Below are 24,620 nucleotides of genomic sequence, written 5' to 3' on the forward strand. Positions count from 1 at the left end.
GGAGGCGGATTTTATCGACGACGCTGCGCGCAGCCCGACGTCAAAACGCTTCTTTGCCCTGTGCCGGACCGAAGTCGACCACTGCATGCCGGTTGTCGCCTGTGATGCCGGCCAGCAGCTGTTGGCGCAGATAGTCCCGCGCAGCCTCCTCGATGAAGCGCGACAAGCTCTTTTGGCCGTTGGCGCTTTGTGCCGCGAGGTGCTGGCGGACGTGTCGATCAAGCTCAGCCGACACGGAGAGGTTCCAGCGCACGTTCATCTCATTGCCTTGTTTCGTTTCTTGACGGTCGGTGGATCGCAGCAGATACTGATTGTAAATACAGTATTCTTGCAGTCTCATGCCCGCCCACCTTGCCATCCTGTCGTCCGACCATCCCGCCCTGTGGCGGGCGGATGCCTTGGCGCGGGTGGATGCAAGCGTGTTGCCCAGCCAGTATCAGGCGCTGGACGCCGAGCTGCCCGGCGGCGGCTGGCCGGCGGCCGGGCTCACCGAGCTGCTGCAACCGCTGCGCGCATCGGGTGCCTGCCACGACTGGCGTTTGCTGCTGCCTGCCTTGCTGGCGATGGGCGCGCCCGGCCCGCTGGTGTTGATCGGCTCGCCCGGCAGCCTGCACCCCTTTGCCCCGGCGCTGGCCGCGCAGGGCCTGCCGCCCGCGCGGCTGCTGTGGGTGCGGGCCGAAGACGACAAGGCCCGACTGTGGGCCTGCGAGCAGGCGGTGCGCTGCGCCGATGTGCCGGCCGTGCTGGCCTGGCTGCCGCGTGCGCGGGCCGACGGGCTGCGCCGCCTGCACCTGGCGGCGCTGGACCACGGCAAGCCGCTGTTCGCCTTCCGACCTGCTGCGGCGCAGGCCGAATCGTCGCCCGCGCCGCTGCGGCTGCTGGTGGAGGGGGGCGACACGCTGCAGGTGCGGGTGTTCAAGCGCCGCGGCCCGCCGATGGAGCACCCCATCACTTTGCCCGCCCACGGGCCGCGCCTGGCCGCCTTGCTGGCGCTGCGCCAGCAACGCCGGGTCGAGCAACCTGCCGCCAGTGAGGCGCTTGCGCTTCACGATGCGCCGCGCCCGGCTGTACGGGGGCTTGCCGATGCACTGGATCGCGCTGTCGCCGCCTGAGCCTGCCGCCGCCGTGCCGGCCCTTGCACCATCCGCCTCCCAAAACGCAGGGCAGGTGAGGGTGGTGGGGGATGTCGAGGCCTGGTGCTGGCACGCGCTGCAGTTCACGCCGCGCGTGGCCCTGGAGCAGGGCGCCGTGCTGCTCGACGTGTCGGCCTCGCTGCGGCTGTGGGGCGGGCTGCGCGCGCTGCTTGGCCACCTGTTGCAGCCCGAGGGTCTGCCGGCCTGCACGGCCTGGGCCCGGGCGGCCACGGCCCCTGTGGCATTGGCCCTGCTGCGGCTGAAGCTGGCCGGCCGCCCGCGCCCGCCGCAGGTCGACGATCTGCCGCTGGACACACTGGCCGCAGCCTGGCCGGCGCTGGATGTGCTGGAGCGCACTGGCTGCCGCCGCTTCGGCCAGCTGCGTGCGCTGCCGCGTGCCGGCGTGGCGCGCCGTTTCGGTGCCGAGCTGCTCGAATCGCTGGACCAGGCCTACGGCAATCGGCCCAGCCTGTACCCCTGGTGCCGCCTGCCGGCGGTGTTCGACCAGAACCTGGAACTGCCCGCCATCGCCACCACGGCGCCCGAGCTGCTGTGGACCGCCCAGCGCCTGCTGGCCGCGCTGCACGCCTGGCTGCGCGCCGGTCAGCACGGCCTGCTGGCGATGGAGCTGCAGTGGACACACGACCTGCGCCGGCTCGATGGCCGCGTGCTGCCGCGCCACGGCCAGTTGGCCATCCGCACCGCCCGCCCGACGCAGGACATGGCCCACCTGCGCCGTCTGCTGGCCGAGCATCTGGACAAGACGCCCCTGCAGGCCCCCGCCAACCATCTGCGCCTGCGCACGCTGGAGACCGCCGCCTTCGCGCCTGCCAGCACCAGCCTGTTGCCCGAAGACCAGATCAAGGGCGACCGCCTGCACGAACTCGTCGAGCGCCTGAGCGCCCGGCTGGGCGCCGACCGCGTGCTGGTGCCGCAACTGGTGGCCGACCACCGGCCCGAATGCATGCAGCGCTGGGTGCCGGCGCAGGGCGTCGCGCCGTCCCTTTCCCCGGGGTCGCAGCCGGGGGCGATGGCCGAGGCGAGGGCAGGGCGCAGGGCCAAAGCCAAGCCCGGCACCCCCGCCATGCCCGAGGTGGCCGCCGACGCCGCGCTTTACCCCGCCTGGCTGCTGCGCAAGCCGATCGCGCTGCGCATGCAGGCCGGCCAGCCCGTCTTCCACGGCCCGCTGCAACTGCTGGGCCGCCCGCGCCGCCTCGACGGCCCCGGCTGGTGGGATCTGGCGTCGCCCCAGCCCGCCGTGCGCGACGACCGCCTGGCGCTGAGCGAGCGCTTCGGCCTGCTGTGGCTGTACTGCGAACGGCCGCACAGCGGCCAGGCCGATCCGCGCTGGTTCCTGCAGGGGGTCTATGCCTGATCCCTCGCTCAACGCCCAGGAAAAGCAGGCCGAGCGCGACGCCTGGAAATGGCCGTTGCCCCAGCCTGTCCCCGCCCCATCCGGCGCTGGCGATGCCCGCGACGCTGCCGATACGCCGGACCCGCTGGGCACCTACACCGAGCTGCACGCCCTGAGCAACTTCAGCTTCCAGCGTGGCGCCTCGCACCCGGCCGAACTGGTGGTGCAGGCCTACCGCCTGGGCTACCGCGGCCTGGCGCTGACGGACGAATGCTCGGTCGCCGGCGTGGTGCGGGCCCACATGGCGCTGAAGGACTACGAAGCCATGCTGGAAGAAGCCGAACAAGCGCAGCCCGGCGTGCGCTACCGGCGCTCCTTCCACTTCCTGCCCGGCAGCGAATTCGCCTTGCCCGGCTGCCGGCTGGTGGTGCTGCCGCACGATCTGACCGGCTGGGGCCAGCTGTGCGAGCTGATCTCGCAGGCACGCCGGCACGCGGACATCGTGAAGGGCGACTACCGCGTCGACTGGGACGACGCCTGGAGCACGCTCACGCAGTGCGAAGTGCTGTGCGTGGCCGAGCGCCACCCCGCGCCGGACGAGATGGCCCTGCGCGCCACGTTGCGCCGCCTGCGCGCGCTGTTCGGCGCGCGGCTGTGGCTGGCCGTGGCCCTGGTGGGCGAGACCGACGACGCGCTGTGGCTGCGCCAGATGCGCCAGCTGGGCGCGTTGACCGGTGTGCCGCTGGTGGCCGCCGGTGGGGTGCTGATGCACGCCCGCTCGCGCAAGATGCTGCACGACGTGCTGACGGCCGTGCAGCGCGGCCAACCGGTGGCCGAGTGCGGCTTTGCGTTGCAACCCAATGCCGAGCGGCGCCTGCGCTCGCGCGTGACGCTGGGACAGGTCTACCCGCAGGGGCTGCTGGCCGCCACCGAGGCGGTGCGTGCACGCTGCCACTTCAACCTGGGCGAGATCGCCTACCGCTACCCGCGCGAGACGCTGCCCGCTGGCCTCACGCCCACCGAGGCGCTGCGCCAGCTGACCTACGCCGAGGCCACGCGGCTGCGTTACCCGGGTGCGATGCCCGCGCCGATCCGCGCGCTGGTCGAGAAAGAGCTCAAGCTCATCGCCGAATGCCGCTACGAGATGTTCTTTTTGACGGTGCACGACATCGTGCGCTTCGCCCGCAGCCAGAGCATCCTGTGCCAGGGCCGCGGCTCGGCCGCCAACTCGGTGGTCTGCTACTGCCTGGGCATCACGGCCGCCAACCCGGAGGATTCACACCCGCTGATGGAGCGCTTCATCAGCAAGGAGCGCCGCAACGAGCCGCCCGACATCGACGTCGATTTCGAGCACGAGCGGCGCGAAGAGGTCATCCAGTACATCTACGCCAAATACGGGCGCGACCGCGCGGCGATTGCCGCCGTCGTCATCTGCTACCGGCGCCGCAGCGCGATCCGCGACGTGGGCACGGCGCTGGCCATCCCGGCCGCGCTGGTCGAGGCCTTCGCCAAAGAGCACCACTGGTTCGACCCCGGCCTGATCGGCGAACGGCTGGAGCAACTGGTCGCGCAGCTGCAGATCGACATCGACCCGCGCCGCGTGCTGCAGTGGTTGGGGCTGACGGAGCAGCTGCGCGGCTTTCCGCGCCACCTGAGCCAGCACGTCGGCGGCTTCGTGCTGACCGAAGGGCGCCTCACCAGCCTGGTGCCGATCGAGAAGGCGGCGATGGACGGCCGCTCCGTGATCCAGTGGGACAAGGACGACCTGGAGCGCATGGGCCTGATGAAGGTCGACGTGCTGGCGCTGGGCATGCTGACGGCGCTCAAGCGCTGCCTGGATTTCATCAACCCGCTGCGCGGCACGCAGTGGGACCTGGCCGGCATCCCGACGCAGGACGCCGCCACCTTCGACATGGTCTGCCGGGCCGACACCGTGGGCACCTTCCAGATCGAGAGCCGGGCGCAGATGTCGATGCTGCCGCGCCTGAAGCCGCGTGTGTTCTACGACCTGGTGGTCGAGGTCGCCATCGTGCGGCCCGGGCCGATCCAGGGCGGCATGGTGCACCCCTACTTGAAAGCCCGCGAGCGGCGCGACCAGGGCCTGCCGATCCACTACGAGAAGGAGGCGCTCCGGCCCGCGCTGGAGCGCACGCTGGGCGTGCCGATCTTTCAGGAGCAGGTCATGCAGCTGGCCGTCATCGCCGCCGGCTTCACGGCCGGCGAGGCCGACCGCCTGCGCCGCGCCATGGCCGCGTGGAAGAAGGACGGCAACATGACGCCGTGGCGCGACCGCTTGGTCAACGGCATGCTGGCCAAGGGCTACAGCCAGGCGTTTGCCGAGCGCATCTACCAGCAGATCTGCGGTTTTGGCGAATACGGCTTTCCTGAGAGCCACGCCTACAGCTTCGCGCTGCTGGCCTACGCCAGCAGCTGGCTCAAGTGTCACGAACCCGCTGCCTTTCTGGCCGCGCTGCTGAACGCCCAGCCCATGGGCTTTTACCCGCCCTCGCAGCTGGTGCAGGACGCGCAGCGCCATGACGTGCGGGTGCGCGCGGTCGACGTGTCGCACAGCGATTGGGACGCCGCGCTGGAAGACGCGCCCGGCGTGCGCGCGCAACCCGCCGAAAGCGGCCAGCCGGCGGTGCGCCTGGGGATGCGGCTGGTCAAGAACCTGCCGCAGGCCGCGGCGCTGCGCATCGTGGAGGCGCGCACGGCCGGGCCGTTCGCCAACGTGGAAGACCTGGCCCTGCGCGCCGCGCTGGACCGGCGCGAACTCGATGCACTGGCCGCGGCCGACGCACTGACCAGCCTGGCCGGCCACCGCCGCCAGCAGGTCTGGGAGGCGGCGGCCCGCCAGCGCGCGCCGGTGCTGCTGCGCGGCGCGCCGGTGCACGAGCCGGCCCTGCAGCTGGACCAGGCGAAGGAGGGCGAGGAAATCCTGTTCGATTACGACGCCACCGGCCTCACGCTGCGCCGCCACCCACTGGCGCTGCTGCGCGAACGGCTGGCGCGCTCGCGCATCCTGAACGCCGAGCAGCTGCAGGGCCTGCCGCATGGCCGGATCGTGCGCGCCTGCGGCCTGGTCACCATGCGCCAGCAGCCCGGCACGGCCAACGGCACCATGTTCGTGTCGCTGGAGGATGAGACCGGCCCCGTCAACGTCATCGTCTGGCAGCACGTGCGCGAGGCGCAGCGCACGGCCCTGCTGGGTGCGCGCCTGCTGGCGGTGGAAGGTATCTGGCAACGCGATGTCGACAGCGGCGGCCAGGTGTGCCATGTGGTGGCGCAGCGCCTGCGCGACTTGAGCCCGCTGCTGGGCCGCCTGGCACAGGTGCGCAGCCGCAGCCGGGATTTCCACTGAACCGCGTCCCCCACATTGCCAATTGCGTTGCAAGGCGCGCGCATTAAGATGCCAAAAACTGCCCGCAAATCGCGCGGGTCAATCCAACGAAACCGAATCCAACGGGAGCAGCGATGACGATTGCGTTTGCCAGGCCTGGTCACCAGGCGGCTTGCGCAGCCGCCACGCGCTGAACGGAGACTGCGCACCATGCCACTTGCCGGATCCCAGAAACTGAGCGACGAGCTGCTGTTCAGCGTCGTGCGCCTCGAATGCGACACGCCCTCGGGCGTGCAAAGCGGCACGGCCTTCTTTTTTGCGTTCCTGCTGGAAAACGGCAAACGCAGCCCTTGCCTGATCACCAGCAAGCACGTGGTGGAAGGTGCCCGCCAGGGCCGCTTCTACCTGCCGCGCAAGGACGCAGAGGGCCGCGTGCACTACCACGAGCCGCTGGAGTTCAAGGTCTCCGATTTCGAGGACAAGTGCCACCCGCACCCGGACCCGTCGGTCGACCTCGTGCTGTTCTTCGTCGGCGCCACGCTGCAGGCCATGAAGGCGCAGGGCAGCAGCTTTCCGATCACGTACCTGTCGCGCTCGGCCATCCTGGCCAAGGAGCAGCGTTCCGCGCTGGCGCTGGTCGAAGACGTCGCCGTGGTGGGCTACCCGGTGGGGCTGGTAGACCACGCGCACTGCCAGCCGGTGGTGCGTTCCGGCATCACGGCCACCCATGCGGCCTTGGCGTACAACGGCGCGTCGGAGTTTTTGATCGATGCGCCCTGCCACGCCGGCCTGGGCGGCGCGCCAGTGTTCCTGCGCATGCCGGCCGCGCCAGCGACCGAGGACTTCATGTTCCCGCACTCACCGGGTGTGGCGCTGATCGGTGTGCTGTACGCGCAGCGCCAGTGCGGCGTGCAGGGCGACGTGACGCTGGAGCACATCGTCGGGCGCCCGCACAGTGGTGCCGGCGCGCTGGCGGCGATGGCTGCGCGCCACCACGCGCCGCCGTTGGGCGTGGTGGTGACGACGGAGAAGCTGCTGGATTTCGAGCCGCTGGTGCGCGCCATGGTGCACGGCTACGTCTCCAGCTACTGAGCCTACGCGTCGCGCACGTCGGCCACGGGGTTGCTGCCGAAATCGGGCCGCGCCAGGTAGCCCAGCACCTTGGCCGCCGCGTCGGCCGGCGAGGTGAGCTGGCCACCGCTGTGCAGATTGGCGAAATTGCCCCGGTCCGGGAAGTGCGTGACGTCCGCGCTGCGCAGTTGCTGCTGCATGTCGGTGTCGATCACGCCGGGGGCCAGCGAGCAGACCCTGGCACCGTTCGGCTGCAGCGCTTCGTCCAGCGCAACACAGCGCGTGAAATGGTCCATGCCGGCCTTGGCCGCGCAATAGCCCGCCTGCGAGGCCATGGCGCGCCGACCCAGGCCGGAGGAGATGTTCAGCACGCGGCGCTGGCCGGGCCAGGCGGCCGTCGCCTTCAGGAAGGCGGCTGTCAGCTGCATCGGCGCCTCCAGCCCCACGCGCAGCGCGTGCGCCAGATCGTCCGGATCGGCACCGGACAGCGGCACCAGCGCGGGAATCACGCCGGCGTTGTTGATCAGCGTGACGCTGGCCCAGGCTGCGCCGTCCTGCGAGGCCAGCCAGCGGCCGAGCCGCGCCGCCACGGCGCTGCCCTGGGCCAGGTCGTCCTGCCACTGCGTGCAGCGGTCGGCGCCGAGTTCGTCCAGCTCGGGGTTGGGCTGGCGCGCGATGCCTAGTAAATGGTGTCCGCCTTGCAGCAGTTGCCGGGCCATGGCCAGGCCCATGCCACGCGAGGAGCCGGTGAGGATGGTGAGGTGTTGGGGCATGCGGTTCCGATGTGGTGAAGTGGGCAAAGAGAGGCTGGGCATCGTAGCGCTGCGCCCACTGATGCGCCTTCGGCCTTGCCTGCAGCGCGAGCTTGCTTGCGGCGCCCGGCGCGGTGTGGCACTTGTTGAGGCACTGTCGGCTTCGCCTGCGGAGCGAGCGCCTTCGGGCAGGCCGGGGCGAAGCTTGCGCCGCCCTGGTGGCTACTTGGCCAGCAGGTGCTGCACGAACAACTGCGCGGCCGGTGCCAGCGCATCCCCGTCGCGCAGGCACAGCACCAAGGCGCGCGCGGCGAAGGCATCGCTCAGCGGCACGGCCCGCACGCCGGCCGACCGCGCACAGCGCCGCGCCACAGCGAGCGGCACGATGCCCACGCCGATGCCCTGGCCCACCAGGCGGCAGACCGATTCGAAGCTGCGCAGCCGCACGCGGTAGGCCAGCCGCTGGCCCAGGCGCCGTGCCTGCTGCGCCAGGTGGGCGTGCAGCGCGCTGTCCTCGGCCAGGCCGACCAGCGGCACGCCGGCGACTTCGGCCAGGGTGATGTCGGTGCGCGCGGCCCAGGCGTGGCCGCGCGGGACCACCAACACCAGCGGGTCGGCGCATAGGCGGTGCACCTGCAGGCCGGCGAGATCGGCCGCGTCCGAGACCAGTCCCAGATCGCACAGGCCGTCGCGCAGCGCATCGGCGATGGCGTCGCTGGGCCGTTCCTCCAGGTCGACCGAGAGACCGGGCTGCGCGGCGAGAAAGCCGCTGAGCACGCGCGGTAGGTAGTCCGATAGCGCCGAGCTGTTGCACAGCACGCGCACCTGGCCCTGCAGGCCGGCGCCGAACTCCGCCAGGTCGGCCTGCAGCCGGTCGACCTGCTGCACCACCGTGCGCGCGTGCTGCAGCAGGCTGCGGCCGGCCGCTGTCGGCTGCACACCGCGCGGTGCGCGCAGCAGCAGCGGGGTGCCCAGCGAATCCTCCATCGCGCGGATGCGCTCGCTGGCCGAAGCCAGCGTCATGTGGCAGTGCGCAGCGCCGCCGGTGATGGTGCCGGCCGCGTGCACCTGCACGAACAGCCGCAAGTCGGTGAGGTCCAGGCGCATGGCGCGATGCTGCCACAGCACGCGCCTGGCTCAGGCATGGACTGAGGCAGGGTCAGCGAATGCCGGCTGGTGCGCGCGGTCGGCGGTCACCAGAATCGGCGGCCAACGACAACGCCACACGCCAACGCCAACGCCGCACGCCACACGCCACACGCCACACGCCACACGCTTCACACCATGGACTTGCCCGACAGCCTTGCCCGATCGCCCCTGTGGCTCCCCGTGCTCATCGCGGCCGTGTTCGTACTGGCCGGCATCGTCAAGGGCGTGGTCGGCATGGGGCTGCCGACGGTCGCCGTGGGCCTGCTGGCCTTGTGGATGACGCCGGCCGAGGCGGCGGCGCTGTTGATCGTGCCCTCGCTGGTGACCAACGTCTGGCAGATGCGGCCCTGGGGCCGGCTGGGTCCGGTGCTGCGGCGGCTCTGGCCGATGCAGGCCGGTGTGGTGGCCGGCACGCTGGCAGGCGCCTGGTGGTGGGGTGCGCCGGCCGGCGCCTGGGCGCCGGTGGCCCTGGGGGTGGCGCTCATCGCGTATGCCGCGTGGGGCCTCGCCGGCAAGCGCCTGGCAGTGCCACCCGCAGCCGAGCCAGTGCTGGGCCCGCTGGTGGGCGCGGCCACCGGGCTGGTGACGGCCGCCACCGGCGTCTTCGTGGTGCCCGCCGTGCCGTATCTGCAGGCGCTGCGCTGCAGCAACAACGACGAACTGATCCAGGCCATGGGGATCTCGTTCACGGTGTCCACGCTGGCGTTGGCGGCCGGGCTGCAAGTGGGCGGTGCGACATCGCCTGCGGTGTGGACGCTGTCGCTGTGGATGTTGCTGCCGGCGCTGGCGGGCATGGCGGCCGGCACGGCGTTGCGCCAGCGGCTGTCGCCGGCGTTGTTCCGCCAATGCTTTCTGATCGGGCTGTTGATGCTGGGCCTGCACATGGTGCTGCGCGGATGAAGGCGAGGAAACGATGTGGCTGCACGTAGCATCCCGCCATGCCCGCCCACATGACCTTCATCCGCCGACCATTCGGCCTGCCGCTCACGCTCGCCACGATGGCGCTGGGCTGCGCCATCGCCCACGCACAGCCCGCCGCGCCGCCGCCCAGCGTCGCCCCCACTGGCAAGGTCTGGTCCGCTGGTGCCGGCTTTCCCTTCGCCGACAAGGAGAAGAAGACGCGCCGCTCCGCGAGCGGCATCGCCTGCGCGCCGAACGCGGCCCAGGTCCGCGTCTGCCTGGTGGCCTTCGACGAAGGCATGGAGTCCCGCTTTGCCGAAATCGGCGTCGGCAAGCTCGTGCCACAGCCCGGCGGCGTGCGCTTCGCCGTGCCCGGCAAGGAGCTAGACGCCGAGGGCGTCGCCACCGATGGACGCTATTTCTACGTCACCGGCTCGCACGCCGTGAAACGCAGCGATTGCCAGGCCAACCCCAGCAGCGGGCATGTGCTGCGCTTTCAACGCGACCCGGCCACGGGCCTGGCGCTGGCCGCAGCCGATGGCGGCGCCTTGCCGGCCGGGTACCAGCAGACGACGCGGCTGCTGTCGCTGATCGCGGCGGACCCTCAGCTGCGCGACGCCGTGGGCCAGGGCCGTTGCCTGGGCACCGGGGCGCTGGACATCGAGGCCCTGGCCGTGCGCGACGGGCGGCTGCACTTCGGCCTGCGCGGGCCGACGGCGGGCGGCCACGCGTTCATCGTCTCCGTCGATGCCGAGGCCTTGTTCGGCAACGCCGACCCGGCCTTGCGCGTCACCCGCGTGCCGGTGGGCGCGCGCCGCGGCCTGCGTGACATGGCCGTCGCCAGCCAGGGCATGCTGCTGCTGACCGGCCCCGACGACCGGCCGGACAGCGACGACGCCGGTTGGGCCATCGTGCAGTGGAACGACCGGCAGGCACCGGGCCAGCCGGCCGACGTGCGGCCACTCGCCATGCTGGATCTGCGCAAGATCGCGCTCGGCAAGTGCGACAAGGAGACCAAGCCCGAGGCGCTGACCGTGCTGGAGGAGTCGGCGACGGCCTACCGCGTGCTGGTGCTGTCCGACGGCATGTGCGATGGCGGGCCACTGGTCTTCGACATTGCGCGTTGAGCGCCTGAGCGCCTGAGCGCCTGAGCGCCTGAGCGCCTGAGCGCCTGAGCGCCTGAGCGCCTGAGCGCCTGAGCGCGTGGCGCCTTCTTGCGGATGACCAAAAGCCATGCCCTGTCTTCGACCGATCCTGTCACGTCACCGGCCTGCTGTGCTGCCCTGGCCCCAGGCACGTAGGCACGACCGAGCAGTGCTGCAGCCCGGCCGCCAAGCCGGCAGTTACACCCGTGCGCCCATGTACTGGTTGGTCGTGAGTCCCATGGACACGTAGATGCTGGTCAGCCCCTCGATGCCGATGTCGGCCTGGCTCACCCATTCCTCGGGCACGTAGAGCAGGCCGCCGCCGACCGGCACCGGGGCCGTGGGGATCAGCACGCCAAGATAGCGCCGCCCGCCGTCCATGACCACCGGCTCGGGCGTGCACAGCAGCGCCAGCACGGCGACCTTCTGCGCGTCAGCGCCCTCGGCACCGTCGGCCGGCCGCCCGCCGAAGTGCAGCCACACCGGGCTCATCGATCCCAGGCCGTCACCGCTCTTGCGCGAGAACAGCTCGACCATGCGCGTGATCACGTCGTAGATGTTGCGCACCAGCGGGATGCGCTGCATCAGGCCGTCGACCAGGCGCTTCAGGCCGCGCTGCAGCCTGGCCTCCACCAGCAGGCCCAGCAGGTAGATCGCCACGCACAGCAGCACCAGGCCGAGCCCATAGCCCACCGATTCCGACCGCGAGACCGACACACCCACTGCCACCAGCACCGAGCCGAACAGGCTGGACGGGCCGAGCCAGGCCGACAGCAGTTGCCACACCCAGGTCAGCAGCGCGAAGGTGGCCGCCAGCGGCAGGATGGCCAGCAGCCCGGTCAGGAAGGGACGGGCGAGGCGGCGGTAGCTGTTCTGCAGACGGGTGGGCATGTGGCGGCGGTCGGGTGGACGTGGGGCGCGATGGTACGGGCTGGGCCACGCCGCACCCGGTCACCGGACGTCACCGCCCCGTAAACCCCCGCAGCAGCACGCCCGTCAACGCGTGCATGCCCCCGATTGCCGGCCCGCCCGGCGCCAGCCCCGGCACGAAGCCCTGCGCCTCGAAGCGCCGCAGCAACGCAGCGTCGGCGCTGATGAGGTGCACCGGCACATCCCACGACGCGCCCGCCCCGCTGACACCGGCAAACGCCTGGTGGTCGCCAATGACGATGGTCAGCAACTGCGCTGGCGCGCGTTCGGCCAGGTAGGCGCCCAGCCATTGCCAGGTCGACGCGATGGACTCCACATAGCCGGGCACCGGGTCGCGCAGCGAGACCGGTTCGTCCAGCGCAACGGCGCGCTGCTCGGCCGTGTAGGGCGTGGGGCCGGCCAGCCGGTCCCAGTCGGCCACGAAGGGCGCCAGTGGCCGGAACGGCACATGGCTGTTGACCGTGGGGAAGACGACGAAACGGGGTGGCCGTGACGCAGCCGGCGCCGCCAGTTCCTGCGCGTGCAGCAGTGCCATAGAGGCCTGGTCGGGGATGCGCCAGGGCCCGAACGGCAGGCCGGCGTAGCCCATGTTGGCCGCGCCCACCTCGCGCGCGAAACCGAAGAAGCGTCCTTCGGGCCAGGGCCGCTGCACGCCCGGCATCCAGCGCACGGTGTGCCAGCCGTGGGCATTGAAATGCTGCACCAGCGTGCGGCGCTCGGTGCTGAGCAGCACCTCGTAGTCCAGCGGGTCGCGCGTGTCGACGCCGGCCAGCAGCGCGCCGTGCGCCAGCCACGACCCACCGGCGTAGGTGGGTGAGCGCACGCGGGCGGACACCACATGGCGTCCACTGCCGGCAATGGCCTGCGCCAGTGCTTCGCGCGGGCCGGCCAGCGCGCGCGACTGCTGCGGGTCGTCCAGCGTGCTGACGCCGTAGGACTCGGAGAACAGCAACAGCACGTCGGCGCCACGCAGGGCGGCCAGGTCGGTGTCGAAAGCGGGGCTCGGCGTCAGGCGCGATGCAACGCCATCGTGGTCGAGATCGTGCATCAGCGCTGCGGCCAGTTGCACCTGCCGGGCCACGACGGGTGTCACGGCGCCGGCAAAGAGCGCTGGGGTTGCGGGCAGGACGTGGACCTGCAGGGCCAGCACGGCCAGCAATCCGGCACCGAGGGCACCGGCCGCGCGGCGCGTCCCGTGATGCGCCAGCGTGGCTTCGACCGCCTGCCAGCCCCAGCGCGCCAGGGCCGCCAGGCCGGCCAGCACCAGCGCTAGCGCCACCGCGGCGCCGGCCATGTGCCAGATGGGCATGCCGCTCATCGCCAGCATCTGGCCCAGATGCCGCCCGTCCCAGTACAGATGCAACGGCCGGCCGAACAAGGCTGCGGAGGTCACGTCCAGCACGCGCACGGCGATCAGCAACGCCGTCACCATGGCGAACGCTCGCAGCGGCAGGCGGCCGCGCCAGGCCATGCAACCGGCGGCGACGAGCAGCGCCACGCACAGCTCGGGCGCGATGCGCGGCGTGAGCTGGGGCCAGGGCGTGGGGCCCGGGTTGACCAGCGTCAGCAGCGCGTTGAGCAGCAACAGCGCCGCCGCAGCGCGCAGACCTTTCGTGGCGAATGCCCCCACGCTCCCCGCTGTGCGAGGTTCGCTGCCCCCCGAGGGGGCCGAGCCCGGACACGAAAGGTCCGGTGGACCTTTCGTGCCTGGCGAGGGGCCGGGGCGCAAGCCACGGCGCGGCCTGCAAGGCTGAGCTTGCTTGGGGCCGCCCGGCGCGGCGCTCACTTGCGGATGGCTTCGAACTCGATGATCAGTTGCACGTCGTCACCCACCCAGCCGTTGGCCACGGCGTAGTCCATGCCGTAGGCGCTGCGCTTGACGGTACCGGTGGCCGACACGCCCATGGTGTGCGCCTTGTTCATCGGCGAGGGCGCGCTCTTGTTCATGGTGGCCTGCAGCGTCAGCGGCTGGCTGCGGCCCCGCAGTTCCAGGGCGCCGGTGATCTCGAAGCTGCGCTCGCCGGTGCGCTTGCCGCCCGCTGCCGTGAACAGCATGCGCGGGAATTCCGACGCGTTCAAAAAGTCCCCGCCCTTGATGTGGCGATCACGCGCGCTGTGGTGGGTCGAGACGCTGGTCGTGTCGACCTCGATGCGGATCGCGCCCAAGGTGCCGCTGGCTTCGTCGAAGGTGTAGCTGCCACGCGCCGTGCGGAACTGGCCCAGCACCTTGGCATAGCCGATGTGGCTGACGAGAAAGCCCAGGCTGATGTGGTCGGGATCGATCTCGTAGCTGGCCGCCTGCGCGGCGGCGGGCGCGCCCGCGAGCGCCAGGCACAGGGCCAGGGCGGCGCGGGGCAGGGTGAAGGGCAAGCGTGACATGGCGTGTGGCCTCCGGTTCAGCGGAACATCAGGGGGGCACTGGCTGCAATGCCGGGCCGGCCGGCGGCTTGCCCAGATAGGCAAACGCCAGTTGCACCAGCCCGGCCGCCAGGCCGACGGCGGCGGCCACCTGCCAGGCCAGGTTGTAGCTGCCGAGCCGATCGTAGACCAGGCCGCCGCCCAGCGCACCGACGAAGCTGCCAAGCTGGTGGCAGCAAAAGGCCACTCCGGCCAGCATGGCCTGCCAGCGCAGGCCGAAGGTCTGCACGATCCAGCCCGACACCAGGGGCGCCACCCCCAGCCACAGAAAGCCCATGACGGCCGCGAACACCAGCGTGCTCTCGGGTGTGGGCAGTGTCTGGAAGTACCACACCAGCGCCATCGACCGCAGCACGTAGATGCCGCCCAGCAGCGCCTGCTTGTTGACGTGGCCGCCGGCCCAGCCGAAGAACAGGCTGCCCAGCACGTTGAAGCCGCCGATGGTGCCCAGCGCCTGCGCGCTGAGCATCGGGTCCATGCCGCACAGATCCAGGTAGGCGGGCAGGTGCGTCGTCAAAAACACCAGCTGCATGCCGCAGACCGAATAGGCCAGCGCCATCACCACGAAGGGGCCGCTGCGCAGCGCCGTGCCCAGGGCTTCGCGCGCGTTTTGCTGGCGCCCGGCACCGGTGGCGGGCAAGGGTTCCCCGTCTACCCGGCCGGCGATCCACGCCGCCGGCACCATCGCCAGTGCCAGCACCACGAAGGTCGCGACGCCCAAGCGCCAGCCCTGGTCCTGGCTGACGACCTGGCCCAGCGGCGCGGCCACCAGCGCGCCCAGCGAACCGGCCGCCGACACCATGCCCAGCACCAGGCTGCGCAGCGCCACCGGCACGGGCCGCGCCGCCACGGCCATGGCGATGGAACTGCCGGTACAGGCCAGCGCCATGCCGATCAGCACACCGGCACCCAACACGACACCCAGCAACCCCTGCGCCATGGCCAGCAGGGCCAGGCCGGCCACGTAGAGCAGGGCGCCGGCCAACGTCAGCTTGCGGTAACCGATGCGCACCACCAGCGCGCCCGCGAACGGCTGCAGGATGCCCCACACCAGGTTCTGGATGGAGATGGCGATGGTGAAATCCGACACCGAGACGCCCAGGTCGCGCGTGAGCGGCGGCATGAAGATGCCCAGGCTCTGGCGCAGGCCCATGGCCAGGCTGAGCATAACGGAGGCGCCGATCAGGATCGGCAGCGCGGGGCGCAGGGCGTGCAGGCGGGACATGGTGGGGGCGTGTGGCCGGCCAGCATAGCCACAAGGCTGGCAGACGTGACGGCCCACGCGCTGCGCCGCGTCGCCAGCGCGACTGGCGCCTCCCCCGCCGGTGGTCAGAACGCCATCACGGCCCGCGCCTGCAGCCCGGCCAGTGCCGGGCCGTTGCGCACCTTCACATCCTTCTGGTACTGCAGTTGCAGCTGCACGGTCTCGCTGAGCTGGTGCTGCCAGGTCAGCATGAGGTTGGTGTCGCGCCGCGCGCCCAGCACGGACATGCCGTACTGGCTCTCGCGCATGCCGTAGGTCTGGCGCAGGCTGACGGCCAGGGTGTTGGCGTCGGACAGGCGGTAGCTCAGGTGCGCGAAGCCGCGCGCCATGGGCCGGCGCGTGACGTCGGTCGTGCGGTCGCGGCTGTAGAACTCGACCTGGCCGACCAGGTCCAGCGTCCAGGCGCCGCCCAACCTGGTGATGTAGCCGCCCTCCAGGTCGAGTGCGTAGCGGTCTTCGCTGACGGCCAGGCCCTGCGCGCGCTTGCCGCCGGTGGGCAGCGACAGGTAGGCGGCCCAGCCCAGATGCCGGCCGGCCTGTGCGTCCGACAGTGTCCACAGCGTGGCGCCGACGATCACGTTGCCGATGCCCGATTCCGAATAGCCGGCTGCGTGCACGCGCTGGCGCGCCGTGGGCAGGATCACCTCGACATCGGCCGGCATGCCGCCCAGTTCGAAGTAGTGCATGGCGCGCACGATGCCCAGGTCCAGCTTCAGGCCCAGGTCGCCGGGGATGCGCCGGCCGTTGTCGTAGACGCGGTCGGCCGTCTGGTGCTGGGCGTAGAGGGCGACCACGGTGGCGCCGGCCGGCGCCGGCACATAGTCGCCCGGGTCGGGCAGGCCGGCAGCCTGGGCGGACGCTGCTGCGAGCAGGCCGAGCGTGAACAGGGAGGTGCGGGTGCTCATGGGGTGCTCTTCTTTCCGTCCTGGGCGGCGGCCCGGTTCAGGCCGAGGGTGGGCGTCTCGTCAAAGAAATTCCAGGGCTTGAGCAGCACGTTGACCCACTCGGTCGGCATGATGGGCCACTCTTCGGCACGCGCGATGTGGGTGGTGCCGGTGGTCAGCCAGACCACGTTGTCGGTGCCCACGATGGATTGGTTGTCGGCCGTGAACTGGCCCAGCCCCGTGTCCTTGTCCGAGCGGTTGGGGTACTTGCCCTCGGGGAAGGCCTCGTCAGGGTGGTAGCGCGTGACCCACAGCTGCTTGTCCATGAAGTTCAGCCGGTTGTAGATCCACTCGTCGCGCGCGAAGTTGGCGCCCTTGGCAATCGGGTGGGTGCCGCCGGCGTACGGGATCAGCTGGTAGGACACGGGGTTGCCCACCTTGTTGGTGCGCGCCGTGTTGCTCAGCAGGCGGATGGTGGACGGGTCGAACTTCTGCGCGGCGTCCTGCTCGGTGGCCACGGTGCGCGTGGTCGATTGCATGGTGCTGGTGCGCGGGCCGCCACGGGTGTTGGGCAGCACCACCGGTTCGATCTCGGTCAGCGTGTTGGCCTCGCCATCCACATCCAGGTCAAGCCGGAAGTTGTAGATGTGCTGGTGCGTGGTGCCCACGATGTGGTGGTCCAGCAGCGTGCCGTAGCGCGTGTCTTCTGCGGCGCTGGCATCCTGCATGGTGCGGCTCTGCACGCCCTTGACGGCCTCGATGCCGGTGGCGCCGGCGTTGATGCCGATGGTGCCGTTCTCGGCAAACACCCAGTCGAAGATGTAGTCGTAGTTGCCCACCGTGCTGACCCAGCGCACCACCAGTTCGCGCCGCTCGGCGCTGATGTTGGGCTGGCCCATCTCCTGGTGCTTGAATTCGGGGCCGGCGTAGCGCTCGAACACGGCAATCGCATTGGGCACCGTGGTCGGCTTGCCGGTGTAGTCGGCCAGCAGGGCGCTGAGCAGCACCGCGTTCTCGGGCGCGTCCTTGCCCTTCTCGATGGGCGAGGTCAGGGTGCCCATGCCGTACTCGCCCGAATCCAGGTAGGCCTTGAAGTACCAGCCACTGTCCGGGTCGCCGTAGGGCACGATCATGCCGCCCAGCCCGCCTTCGTACATCACCTTGCGCTTGGTGCCCTTGTCGTTGTAGGTGACGGTGGACAGCACGAGGCCCACGCGCGAGTCCAGCCGCACATGGAAATCCCAGTTGCGCCAGCGCAGCGTGTTGCCGGTGATGGTGTAGTTCTTGCCCTCGGGCTCGGTGATGTGCAGCGGCTTGGGCGCGGGCGTGGCCTGGCGGTCACGGCCGTCGAAGGGCGTGGCCTTCATCGGCACCGGGACGACGCCCTGGTCCTCGACCTTGACGACCTTTTTCTGCACCAGATCGACCACGGCCACCAGGTTCTCGATGGGGTGGGCCCAGTAGTTGCCGTCGCCCACATCCAGGTAGCTGACGACTTTCAGCAGCCGGTCTTCCTGCTTCAGCGCATCCTTGCCGGCGAAGTAGCCCACCGTCAGCGGCGTGCCGATGACCTTCTTCACGTCGGTGATGCCGCGCTTGGCCAGGGCCTGCGCGTATTCGGGGCTGGCTTCGATGGCGGCTTGCACCGAGGCGAAGTCGTCCAGCAGCACCATGCCGTGGGCGCCTGCGATCTCGTTCCAGCCGTGCAGCTGGCGGGTCACCAGGTTGACATTGCCTTCGATGACCTTCTTGCCGTCCAGGATGACAAACTGGGCCTGCCGCTGGGCGGCCATGGGCTTGCCGCTGAGTGCGTAGTCCCAGACCTGGTCCTTGGGCGGCGCCTTCAGCGTGATCTCGGTGAAGCGGTGGCTCGCCTGGTAGCGGCCGCTGGCCTTCAGCACTTCGACCACGGCGTTGATCTCGTCGGCCGTCAGGGGGTTCAGCGGGCTGGGGGTGCGCTCGACCACGAAGGTCTTGTCCAGGCCGGACTGGAACACCTGGTTGACGAAGCCTCTGGACACATAGGGCTTGCCGCCGCGCATCGTCACCGGCACTTCGAGCTTGAGCAGTGTGCCGTTGACGGTGGCGTCGCGCGAGCCGGGTTTGAGGCGCACCGTGGTGCTGTTGCGGTCAATCGTGTAGAGGCGGGCGAAGGCGTCCCAGCGCACGGTGGCGCCAAAGCCGTCGAGGGCCTTGGCCAGAGGCAGCATCTGGGCCGCGCCGCCGTGGGCGAGGGCGGGCGGCGCACCGAGCAGCAGGGCGGCCGCCGTGGTGGCGCCCAGGGCGAGCGCGCTGGCGCGGCGCAGGGTGGGGAAGGAAGGCGTCGACATGGTGATGTGCAGGTAGGGGAAAAAAAGCGGGGAGGGCGGATCAGTGCGCGAAGCAGACCGACTTGGTCTCGGTGCAGGCTTCGACCGCACCGCGGCCGAACTCGCGCCCGATGCCGGACTGCTTGACGCCGCCGAACGGCATGGCCGGGTCCAGCAGCACATGGGTGTTGACCCACACCGTGCCGGCCTCGATGCGCGGCACCAGGTTCATGGCCTTGCCCAGGTCGCGCGTCCACAGGCTGGCGCCCAGGCCGTAGTCGCTGTCGTTCGCCAGCGCAATGGCCTCGTCGTCGTGGTCGAAGGACAGCACGGACAACACGGGGCCGAACACTTCGTCACGCGCAACCGCCATGTCGTGCGTGACGCCGGCCAGCACCGTGGGCGCGACATAGAAGCCCGCGCGCGCCAGCGGCGTGCCGCCGATGGCCACGCGGGCGCCCTGGGCGCGGGCGTTCGCAATGTGCGCCTCGATGCTGCGCTGCTGGCGTTGCGACACCACCGGGTTGGTCTGCGCCGTCGGGTCCAGGCCGGGGCCGATGGACAGGCCCGCCACGGCGGCCGAGAGTTGTTCGGTGAAGTCTGCAACGCGCGATTGGTGCACGTACAGGCGCGAGGCCGCCGCGCACACCTGGCCCTGGTTCAAGAGGCCGCCCAGCAGCACGCCCTGCACGGCCTTGTCCAGGTCGGCGTCGGCCAGCACGACCATCGGGTTCTTGCCACCCAGCTCCAGCGTCACGCGCGCCATGTGGTCGATGGCTGACTTGCCGACCTGCTTGCCGGCGCGCGTGGAGCCGGTGAAGCTGACCTTGCGCACCAGCGGGTGGGCCACCAGGGCCTGGCCGGCCTCGGCGCCACCGGCCACGATGTTGAACACGCCCGGTGGCACACCGGCCTGCAGCGCCAGTTCGGCCAGGCGCAAGGCGGTCAGCGGCGTTTCGGCGGCGGGCTTGATGACGACCGTGCAGCCCGCCGCCAGCGCCGGCAGCACCTTCCACGCCGCGATCATCAAAGGGAAGTTCCAGGGCACGATGCCGGCCACCACACCCACCGGCTCGCGCCGCGCAAATGCGGTGTAGCGCGTGCCGGGTGGCACGGCGATGGACACGTCCAGCGTGTGGCCCTCGATCTTGGTCGCCCAGCCGGCCATGTAGCGCATGAACTCCACCGTGGCGCCAACGCCGATGGCGCGCGCGGCATGGATCGACATGCCCTGGTTGAGGGTCTCCAGCTGCGCCAGCTGCTCGGCGTGGGCCGCGACCAGGCTGGTGAAGTCCAGCAGGATGCGTTCACGATCAGCCGGGCGCAGGCCGGACCAGCGCCCGTCGCGAAAGGCCGCGTCGGCGTTGCGCACGGCACGGTCCACCAGCGCCGCGTCGGCCTGCGCCAGGCTGGCGATGGGGGCGCCGGTGGCCGGGTCCAGCACGTCGATGGGCGTGCCTTCGCGCACCGGCGCGCCGTCGATGAAGCTGCCGTGCTGGCGGTCCAGGAACGCCAGCGTCCCGTTCAAGAGTTCGATGTTTGCCACGTTGGAAGCCTTCGTTGGTGAGTCGAACGAAGCTTAGGCAGCAGCATGGGGTTGCTCTGTGGCCTGCCTGCCAGACGATGGTGTACGCCTGCCAGCTTGTGGCCTGCGCGCCAGCCCGGCGCGTCAGCCCGGCATGTCAGGCCGTGGCGGCGTAGCGCTGGCGGTAGCCGCTGGGCGAGACGCCGAAACGCGCCTTGAACGCGGCCGAGAAATGGCTGGAGTCGGCAAAGCCCCAGCTGTAGCCGATGGCCGACAGCTTGTCGGTGCCCCCGCTCAGCGAGCGCAGTTCGTCGGCGCAGCGGTCCAGCCGGCGGTGGCGGATGTGCTGGGCCACCACCAGGCCCTGGCCTGCGAACACGCGGTACAGCCCGCGCACCGAGACCCCGATCGAACGCGCGATCAGCTCGGGCGTGAGGTCGTCGCGTGCCAGTTCCGCGTCGATGAAGTCGCAGGCCTTGCGGAACAGCCGGTCACGGCTGCTGGGGAGGGGCTCAGCCACCGCGATGCCGGGACGCAGCAGGCTGACCACGGCATCCAACATGGCTTCGGTCTCGGGCAGCTCCAGCGTGCTGCGCGATTCGCGGAAGGCGCTGAGCATGAGCCGGCCGGCCAGGCCTGCCAGTGGGGAGCTGGCGGGGATGCGCCTGGCGCAGGCGACCCGCCCCGCGCTCAGGCCACGTTCGACCAGCGGGCGCGGCAGGATCAGCGACAGCTCGCGCGAGCCCTCGCCCATCGACACCTTGAACGGCCGGCGGGTGTCCAGCAAGGCCAGATCGCCGGCCTGCAGCAGCGCGCGTGCATCGTCCTGCTCCACGCCGGCACTGCCGCGCAGCTGCAGCACGCCGTAGAAGTAGCCGTCGTCGCTGCCGCGCATGTCGGCCCAGGTGCGGAACAGCTCGACGCCGCCAGCGTCGACCATGGTCACGCGCAGCGCAGAACTCTGGCGCTCGACCAGATGGCCCTGGAAACGCCCGGGCTCCGGCCGCGCGCTCAGGCGCCCGCAGGCTTCATTGATGCGGGCAATCCACTCGTCAAAAGTAACGGATGGTGCGGCCGGCAGCGTGTCTTGGTCCATGGGCTTCTTGTGTCTGGCGTCAGAGGGCGGTGCGGACGACGCTGATCCGCCTGGCGGTTCCAGCAAGTTTCAGACCAACGTGGCGAGCATCCGGCCGCCGCCGATTGTCGGGAGGGTCGGGGCGGGTGGCATTGGTATTTGCGACAGGTGGGGCGCAGGGCCCTGCCTCATCAATCGACCAGGCCCCAGCGCACCGCGTACTGCACCAGTTCAGCGTTGCTGCTCAGGCCCAGCTTTTCCAGGATGCGGTGACGGTGCGTGCCGATGGTCTTGACGCTCACGCACATCTGCACGCCGATCTCGGTCAGTGGAACACCGCGCACGATCTTCTGCATCACCTGCATCTCGCGCGGCGACAGTTCGCGGTGCAGCTGCGCCGGGCCGGCGGTGGGCGCGCACGACAGCACGGCGAACCCGCTCGTCACGTAGGTGCTGCCGCCGCGCACATGGCGGATGGCGCGCAGCAGTTCCTCGTGGCTCACGTCCTTGGACAGGTAGGCGTTGGCACCGGCCCGCAGTGCGCGCCGCGCGTACTGCGCTTCGTCGTACATCGACAGCATGATGACCGGCAACCGCGGCCATTCGGCCCGCACGACCGCCAGCGTTTCCAGGCCGTTGCGCGCGCCCAGATGGATGTCCATCAGCACCACGTCGAAATGGCCGCCCCGCACGGCGGCCAGCGCCTCGGCGCTGTCGGCTGCCTCGCCAGTCACGCGGATGTCGGGCTCGTCGGACATCAGGCGGCGCACGCCGGCGCGAAAGATGGTGTGGTCGTCCACCACGAGCAGATCAATCATGCAGCGCGCTCCGGCGCCGGCTGCGCCAGTGGCAGTGGCAGATGCAGCAGCACTTCGGTGCCACCGGCGGCACCCGGTTGCACCGCCAGCGTCGCACCGATCTCGCGTGCACGCTCGGCCATGCTGAACAAGCCGATCGACTCCGGGCGGGCCTCGGTGGCGCCGATGCCGATACCGTCGTCCGCCAGCCGCAGCGTGAAGCCTTGCGCGTTCTCGACCAGGCTGAGCGTGACTTCGCTGGCGCGTGCATGACGCACCACGTTCGTCAAGGCCTCCTGCACGATGCGGTAGATCTGCATCGCAATGGCTGGCGGCACACCTCGTGCGTCGCCCTCGCTGTGCACGCGCACGGCCAGCGCATGCCGCTCGCCAAAGCGCTCCACCGCCTGGCGCAGCGCCGCGTGCAGGCCCAGCAGATCCAGGCTGACCGGTCGCGCGTCGTTGGAGATGGCGCGCGCGGTGGTGATGGTGTCCTGCAGCAGCACCATCAACTCCTCGGCAATCTGGTGCACCTCGGCATGCTCCGGCGTGCGGGTGCGCCGCACGATGCGTGCGAGGTCGAACTTGGCCGAGGTCAGCATGCCGCCCAGCACGTCGTGCACTTCGCGCGCCAGCCGCGCGCGCTCCACCTCGCGCGTGCGGTTGATGTGGCGCGTCAAGGCCTGCAGCCGCTCGCGCGAGCGTGCAAGTTCCTGCTCGCGCAGCACGCTGGCCGTGATGTCCAGCGCCACGCCAGCCAGCGCCGGCTGGCCGTGGCGGTCAACCCGCGAAGCGTGCAGATCCAGGTAGACGATCTGCCCGTCCTTGCGCAGACCCTTGGTCAGGTAGCGGATCGAGCCAATCTCACCGGCCATGCGGCGCCGGTAGTTGTCCATGACCTGCGGCACCGAATCGGCCGTCACGCAATCGGCCATGCGCCGGCCGATGAACTCCGCACGCGTGTAGCCGAACATCGCCGCGAAGGTGTCGTTGGCATACATGAAGCGCTCGTCGATGACGACGTAGATGCCGGCGATGCTCTGCTCGACGATGCCGCGAAAGGGCACATCGTCCAACGCCAGTGCAGGTACGGGGGAGTCAGCCTCCATGACGGGGAATGGTACTGCGCAGGCCGTGTCAGAAAAGGCTGGATCACGGCCCGGACAAACCCCTGCCCGCTGTCAGAAAACGGCACCTGCCGCGCACCGCCAGCGCTGCCTAGCATCCATCTCCAACGACCACCACCCGTCCACGGAGAGCCCCACGCATGTACGCCCAGCTTGTCGATACCGGCGCCCAGCGCCTGCGCAGCAGCAGCGAGTTGCCCCCCGAGGAGCGCGCCTTCCAGGACCGCATCGATGCCGGCATCAAGATCGAGCCCAAGGACTGGATGCCCGAGAACTACCGCAGGACGCTGATCCGCCAGATCTCGCAGCACGCGCACTCGGAGATCGTCGGCCAGCTGCCCGAGGGCAACTGGGTCACCCGCGCGCCGACGCTCAAACGCAAGGCCATCCTGCTGGCCAAGATCCAGGACGAGGCGGGGCACGGCCTGTACCTGTACAGCGCGGCCGAAACGCTGGGCGTCTCGCGCGACGAACTGCTGGACGCACTGCACAGCGGGCGCGCCAAGTACTCCAGCATCTTCAACTACCCCACGCTGAGCTGGGCCGACATGGGCACCATCGGCTGGCTCGTCGATGGCTCGGCCATCATCAACCAGATCCCGCTGTGCCGCTGCTCTTACGGCCCCTATGCACGCGCCATGATCCGCGTCTGCAAGGAGGAGTCGTTCCACGCGCGCCAGGGCTACGACATCATGCTGGCCCTGTGCCGCGGCAGCGCCGAGCAAAAGCAGATGGCGCAGGACGCGCTGAACCGCTGGTGGTGGCCCTCGCTGATGATGTTCGGCCCGCCGGACGCCGACTCGGTACACAGCGGCCAGTCGGCCGCCTGGCGCATCAAGCTGCACAGCAACGACGAGCTGCGCCAGCGCATGGTCGACCAGACCGTGCCGCAGGCCGAGTACCTGGGCCTGACCGTGCCCGACCCTGATCTGCGCTGGAACGAGGAGCGCGGCCACTACGACTTCGGCGAGATCGACTGGACCGAGTTCCACGAGGTGCTGCGCGGCAATGGCCCGTGCAACCGCGAGCGCCTGCACACCCGCGTGCAGGCCTACGAGGACGGCCGCTGGTTCCGCGATGCGCTGGTGGCGCACGCCGACAAGCACGCCACCGTCTGACCCCCTCTGAACCCCCTTCAAGGAGCACGCAATGAGCAAGGAATGGCCTCTGTGGGAGGTCTTCATCCGCAGCCAGCACGGTCTGGCGCACAAGCACGTCGGCAGCCTGCACGCCACGGACGCGGCCATGGCCGTGAACAACGCGCGTGATGTCTACACGCGCCGCAACGAGGGCGTGGGCATCTGGGTGGTGCGCGCCAGCGACATCCATTCCAGCGCGCCTGGCGACAAGGAGGCACTGTTCGAGCCGAGCAACAGCAAGGTCTACCGCCACCCCACCTTCTTCCCGATGCCGGAAGAAGTGAAGAACCTGTAGCCGGGGCCGCACC

Annotated in this window: 21 protein-coding genes; 8 read left to right on the top strand and 13 right to left on the bottom strand. The window is 70.4% G+C overall.

The window, feature by feature from the left end; all coding sequences use genetic code 11:
• Positions 1–40: 40 nt before the first annotated feature.
• Positions 41–340 carry a ribbon-helix-helix domain-containing protein gene (locus AC099J_RS15580; protein WP_479616177.1) on the bottom strand — a complete coding sequence of 100 codons (300 nt, stop codon included), beginning with the start codon at positions 338–340 and terminating at the stop codon, positions 41–43.
• Between AC099J_RS15580 and imuA the strand changes: the two genes are divergently transcribed.
• The 4 genes from imuA to AC099J_RS15600 all read left to right on the top strand — a co-directional run bounded on the left by imuA (position 339) and on the right by AC099J_RS15600 (position 6,919).
• On the top strand, positions 339–1,112 hold the full coding sequence (gene imuA / locus AC099J_RS15585; RefSeq protein WP_479616178.1) for a translesion DNA synthesis-associated protein ImuA: 774 nt from the start codon (positions 339–341) through the stop codon (positions 1,110–1,112). The genes AC099J_RS15580 and imuA overlap by 2 nt on opposite strands.
• A 64-nt stretch (positions 1,113–1,176) precedes the next feature.
• On the top strand, positions 1,177–2,508 hold the full coding sequence (locus tag AC099J_RS15590; protein WP_479616179.1) for a Y-family DNA polymerase: 1,332 nt from the start codon (positions 1,177–1,179) through the stop codon (positions 2,506–2,508).
• A complete protein-coding gene (locus AC099J_RS15595; RefSeq protein ID WP_479616180.1) occupies positions 2,501–5,848 on the top strand; it encodes an error-prone DNA polymerase in 3,348 nt (1,115 codons plus the stop codon). The genes AC099J_RS15590 and AC099J_RS15595 overlap by 8 nt, the downstream gene beginning before the upstream one ends.
• Positions 5,849–6,037: 189 nt before the next feature.
• Positions 6,038–6,919: a hypothetical protein gene (locus AC099J_RS15600; RefSeq protein ID WP_479616181.1), complete on the top strand. Its 882-nt coding sequence runs from the start codon at positions 6,038–6,040 to the stop codon at positions 6,917–6,919.
• Positions 6,920–6,921: 2 nt separating this feature from the next.
• Here AC099J_RS15600 and AC099J_RS15605 read toward each other — a convergent pair whose 3' ends face one another.
• Both AC099J_RS15605 and AC099J_RS15610 read right to left on the bottom strand, forming a co-directional pair.
• The gene (locus AC099J_RS15605; protein WP_479616182.1) at positions 6,922–7,671 is read right to left on the bottom strand and encodes an SDR family NAD(P)-dependent oxidoreductase; all 750 of its coding nucleotides are present in this window, start codon (positions 7,669–7,671) and stop codon (positions 6,922–6,924) included.
• A gap of 201 nt (positions 7,672–7,872) precedes the next feature.
• Entirely contained in the window at positions 7,873–8,757 is an 885-nt protein-coding gene (locus AC099J_RS15610) for a LysR substrate-binding domain-containing protein (RefSeq protein ID WP_479616183.1), read from the bottom strand.
• A 177-nt stretch (positions 8,758–8,934) separates the two neighbouring features.
• Between AC099J_RS15610 and AC099J_RS15615 the strand changes: the two genes are divergently transcribed.
• Positions 8,935–9,699, top strand: coding sequence for a sulfite exporter TauE/SafE family protein (locus AC099J_RS15615; protein ID WP_479616184.1), 765 nt, complete (start codon positions 8,935–8,937; stop codon positions 9,697–9,699).
• A gap of 38 nt (positions 9,700–9,737) precedes the next feature.
• On the top strand, positions 9,738–10,826 hold the full coding sequence (locus AC099J_RS15620; RefSeq protein ID WP_479616185.1) for a DUF3616 domain-containing protein: 1,089 nt from the start codon (positions 9,738–9,740) through the stop codon (positions 10,824–10,826).
• Positions 10,827–11,042: 216 nt separating this feature from the next.
• On the opposite strand, the gene AC099J_RS15625 is transcribed toward AC099J_RS15620, so the two are convergent.
• The 10 genes from AC099J_RS15625 to AC099J_RS15670 all read right to left on the bottom strand — a co-directional run bounded on the left by AC099J_RS15625 (position 11,043) and on the right by AC099J_RS15670 (position 23,155).
• Positions 11,043–11,735 carry a DUF502 domain-containing protein gene (locus AC099J_RS15625; RefSeq protein WP_479616186.1) on the bottom strand — a complete coding sequence of 231 codons (693 nt, stop codon included), beginning with the start codon at positions 11,733–11,735 and terminating at the stop codon, positions 11,043–11,045.
• Between the two features lie 70 nt (positions 11,736–11,805).
• Positions 11,806–13,404 (bottom strand): hypothetical protein, encoded by a 1,599-nt coding sequence (locus AC099J_RS15630; RefSeq protein ID WP_479616187.1) that lies wholly within the window; start codon positions 13,402–13,404, stop codon positions 11,806–11,808.
• Positions 13,405–13,556: 152 nt separating this feature from the next.
• Positions 13,557–14,153, bottom strand: a complete 597-nt coding sequence (locus AC099J_RS15635) for a YceI family protein (protein ID WP_479616188.1) — start codon at positions 14,151–14,153, stop codon at positions 13,557–13,559.
• 28 nt (positions 14,154–14,181) lie between these two features.
• Positions 14,182–15,417, bottom strand: coding sequence for an MFS transporter (locus AC099J_RS15640; RefSeq protein WP_479616189.1), 1,236 nt, complete (start codon positions 15,415–15,417; stop codon positions 14,182–14,184).
• Between the two features lie 104 nt (positions 15,418–15,521).
• Complete coding sequence (locus AC099J_RS15645; RefSeq protein ID WP_479616190.1) at positions 15,522–16,361, bottom strand: transporter; 840 nt, start codon at positions 16,359–16,361, stop codon at positions 15,522–15,524.
• Positions 16,358–18,670 (bottom strand): primary-amine oxidase, encoded by a 2,313-nt coding sequence (tynA, locus tag AC099J_RS15650; protein WP_479616191.1) that lies wholly within the window; start codon positions 18,668–18,670, stop codon positions 16,358–16,360. Before tynA ends, AC099J_RS15645 begins: the two co-directional genes overlap by 4 nt.
• Before the next feature lie 40 nt (positions 18,671–18,710).
• Entirely contained in the window at positions 18,711–20,195 is a 1,485-nt protein-coding gene (locus AC099J_RS15655; RefSeq protein WP_479616192.1) for an aldehyde dehydrogenase family protein, read from the bottom strand.
• Positions 20,196–20,331: 136 nt separating this feature from the next.
• On the bottom strand, positions 20,332–21,270 hold the full coding sequence (feaR, locus tag AC099J_RS15660; protein ID WP_479616193.1) for a transcriptional regulator FeaR: 939 nt from the start codon (positions 21,268–21,270) through the stop codon (positions 20,332–20,334).
• A gap of 170 nt (positions 21,271–21,440) precedes the next feature.
• A complete protein-coding gene (locus AC099J_RS15665; RefSeq protein WP_479616194.1) occupies positions 21,441–22,067 on the bottom strand; it encodes a response regulator in 627 nt (208 codons plus the stop codon).
• Positions 22,064–23,155, bottom strand: coding sequence for a PAS domain-containing sensor histidine kinase (locus tag AC099J_RS15670; protein WP_479616195.1), 1,092 nt, complete (start codon positions 23,153–23,155; stop codon positions 22,064–22,066). Before AC099J_RS15670 ends, AC099J_RS15665 begins: the two co-directional genes overlap by 4 nt.
• Before the next feature lie 158 nt (positions 23,156–23,313).
• On the opposite strand from AC099J_RS15670, the gene paaA reads away from it, so the two are divergent.
• Both paaA and paaB read left to right on the top strand, forming a co-directional pair.
• Complete coding sequence (gene paaA / locus AC099J_RS15675; RefSeq protein ID WP_479616196.1) at positions 23,314–24,291, top strand: 1,2-phenylacetyl-CoA epoxidase subunit PaaA; 978 nt, start codon at positions 23,314–23,316, stop codon at positions 24,289–24,291.
• A 31-nt stretch (positions 24,292–24,322) separates the two neighbouring features.
• Complete coding sequence (paaB, locus tag AC099J_RS15680) at positions 24,323–24,607, top strand: 1,2-phenylacetyl-CoA epoxidase subunit PaaB (RefSeq protein ID WP_479616197.1); 285 nt, start codon at positions 24,323–24,325, stop codon at positions 24,605–24,607.
• Positions 24,608–24,620: the final 13 nt, after the last annotated feature.

Source organism: Rhodoferax sp. RT4P68 (assembly GCF_056521305.1).

What these genes read in the sequence shown, in the direction of transcription:
- imuA (WP_479616178.1), top strand. Translation starts at nt 339, where the DNA reads ATGCCCGCCCACCTTGCCATCCTGTCGTCCGACCATCCCGCCCTGTGG.
- AC099J_RS15580 (WP_479616177.1), bottom strand. Translation starts at nt 340, where the DNA reads ATGAGACTGCAAGAATACTGTATTTACAATCAGTATCTGCTGCGATCC.
- AC099J_RS15595 (WP_479616180.1), top strand. Translation starts at nt 2,501, where the DNA reads ATGCCTGATCCCTCGCTCAACGCCCAGGAAAAGCAGGCCGAGCGCGAC.
- AC099J_RS15600 (WP_479616181.1), top strand. Translation starts at nt 6,038, where the DNA reads ATGCCACTTGCCGGATCCCAGAAACTGAGCGACGAGCTGCTGTTCAGC.
- AC099J_RS15605 (WP_479616182.1), bottom strand. Translation starts at nt 7,671, where the DNA reads ATGCCCCAACACCTCACCATCCTCACCGGCTCCTCGCGTGGCATGGGC.
- AC099J_RS15610 (WP_479616183.1), bottom strand. Translation starts at nt 8,757, where the DNA reads ATGCGCCTGGACCTCACCGACTTGCGGCTGTTCGTGCAGGTGCACGCG.
- AC099J_RS15615 (WP_479616184.1), top strand. Translation starts at nt 8,935, where the DNA reads ATGGACTTGCCCGACAGCCTTGCCCGATCGCCCCTGTGGCTCCCCGTG.
- AC099J_RS15620 (WP_479616185.1), top strand. Translation starts at nt 9,738, where the DNA reads ATGCCCGCCCACATGACCTTCATCCGCCGACCATTCGGCCTGCCGCTC.
- AC099J_RS15625 (WP_479616186.1), bottom strand. Translation starts at nt 11,735, where the DNA reads ATGCCCACCCGTCTGCAGAACAGCTACCGCCGCCTCGCCCGTCCCTTC.
- AC099J_RS15635 (WP_479616188.1), bottom strand. Translation starts at nt 14,153, where the DNA reads ATGTCACGCTTGCCCTTCACCCTGCCCCGCGCCGCCCTGGCCCTGTGC.
- AC099J_RS15640 (WP_479616189.1), bottom strand. Translation starts at nt 15,417, where the DNA reads ATGTCCCGCCTGCACGCCCTGCGCCCCGCGCTGCCGATCCTGATCGGC.
- AC099J_RS15645 (WP_479616190.1), bottom strand. Translation starts at nt 16,361, where the DNA reads ATGAGCACCCGCACCTCCCTGTTCACGCTCGGCCTGCTCGCAGCAGCG.
- tynA (WP_479616191.1), bottom strand. Translation starts at nt 18,670, where the DNA reads ATGTCGACGCCTTCCTTCCCCACCCTGCGCCGCGCCAGCGCGCTCGCC.
- feaR (WP_479616193.1), bottom strand. Translation starts at nt 21,270, where the DNA reads ATGGACCAAGACACGCTGCCGGCCGCACCATCCGTTACTTTTGACGAG.
- AC099J_RS15665 (WP_479616194.1), bottom strand. Translation starts at nt 22,067, where the DNA reads ATGATTGATCTGCTCGTGGTGGACGACCACACCATCTTTCGCGCCGGC.
- AC099J_RS15670 (WP_479616195.1), bottom strand. Translation starts at nt 23,155, where the DNA reads ATGGAGGCTGACTCCCCCGTACCTGCACTGGCGTTGGACGATGTGCCC.
- paaA (WP_479616196.1), top strand. Translation starts at nt 23,314, where the DNA reads ATGTACGCCCAGCTTGTCGATACCGGCGCCCAGCGCCTGCGCAGCAGC.
- paaB (WP_479616197.1), top strand. Translation starts at nt 24,323, where the DNA reads ATGAGCAAGGAATGGCCTCTGTGGGAGGTCTTCATCCGCAGCCAGCAC.